The 1,246-nt window shown below is 65.0% G+C and carries 2 protein-coding genes; both read left to right on the top strand.

Going from position 1 to position 1,246, the window contains the following annotated elements; genetic code table 11:
* On the top strand, window positions 1-383 hold a 383-nt coding region (locus tag ACSFA3_RS24175), incomplete at its 5' end, for a hypothetical protein (protein WP_435507924.1).
* 62 nt (window positions 384-445) lie between these two features.
* On the top strand, window positions 446-1,246 hold an 801-nt coding region (locus ACSFA3_RS24170), incomplete at its 3' end, for an ATPase, T2SS/T4P/T4SS family (RefSeq protein WP_435507923.1).

Raw genomic sequence — 1,246 nt, 5'->3', positions numbered from 1 at the left:
CACCGAGGTACGCATCCATGAACACTCCGACCGCGCCTGTTCCCGGCCCATCACCCGAAGCACTGGAGCGCATGCTGGCCGCCGGCCGCGACGGCGCGCTGTTGCGCATGAGCCTGGCGCTCGCATACCACCGGCGCGACGATCAGCAGACCGCGCTGATGCATGTGGCGAAGGCGCTGGCCTTCGATCCCGATTTCACCGCGGCCCATCGCTTGCAGGGACTCATCGCGCTGACCCTCGGCGATGCTGCACAGGCGCAGTCTGCGTTTGCCAAAGGGCTGGAAGTAGCGCAGCGGCGCGGTGAGCTTCAGCTCGTGAAGGAACTGACCGTGCGACTGCGCCGGCTGGAGAAAGAGAACTTGCGTACTCAAGGGTCGAATTAATGGAAAGTGTGTGAATCACGCTCTACGATTCGACGTTCGAAACCCAGACAGGAGATCGCCCCATGCCCCCCACCGAAGTCGTCATGCCCGAGCAGTTGCAAAGCGCGCTCGAAGCCCAGAGCCGCACGCCGATCGCACGCATCGGCGAAGCGCTGACTTCACTGGGCATGATCACCGACGAGCAGCTTCGCGCGGGGCTCGCGCAGCAACAGCTGGAGCCCACCGTGCCGCTGGGCGAGACGCTGGTGCGCATGGGTGTGGTCAGTCGGAGCCAGCTGCAGACCGCGCTGGTGCGCAAGATGGGCTACCCCCTCGTCAACCTGCATGTGTTCCCGGCAGCTGCGGACGCACTGCGCAAGCTTCCCTATTCCGTGTCGCGGCGCCTGCAGGTCATGCCGCTGATGCTGCACGAGGGGCGGCTCGTCGTGGCGATCGACGACCCGACCAGCCGGCATTCGGCCCTCGACGAAGTGGAGTTCATCGCGCAGATCAAGGTCACGCCGGTCGTCGGGCAATGCCTCGACCTCGACGGTGTGCTGCACACGGCATATGAAAAGATCGGCGAGCCGACGGCCGCCGCGCCCAACGCTTTTTCGTCCAACCTCGATCCCAGCCGGCCTCTCGATTTCGACATGGCCGGCACCAGCGAGCTGCTGCAGACGCTCGAGAAAGAAGGCCCCGCCGCACCCACTTCCGACGCGCCTATCGAGCAGTCGGACAACTCCCTTGTGCGCATGATCAACAGCATGATCCTCGAGGCGCATCGCGAGGGCGCGTCGGACATCCACATCGAGAGCTACCCCGGCCAGGAAAAGACCCGCATCCGCTTTCGCCGCGACGGCCTGCTCTACACCTACCTGGAG

It is taken from the genome of Variovorax glucosi (assembly GCF_051216695.1).
Classification (GTDB): Bacteria; Pseudomonadota; Gammaproteobacteria; order Burkholderiales; family Burkholderiaceae_C; genus Variovorax.
The sequence above is the reverse complement of the archived record's forward strand: the minus strand, read 5'-3'. Positions and strand labels throughout refer to the sequence as shown.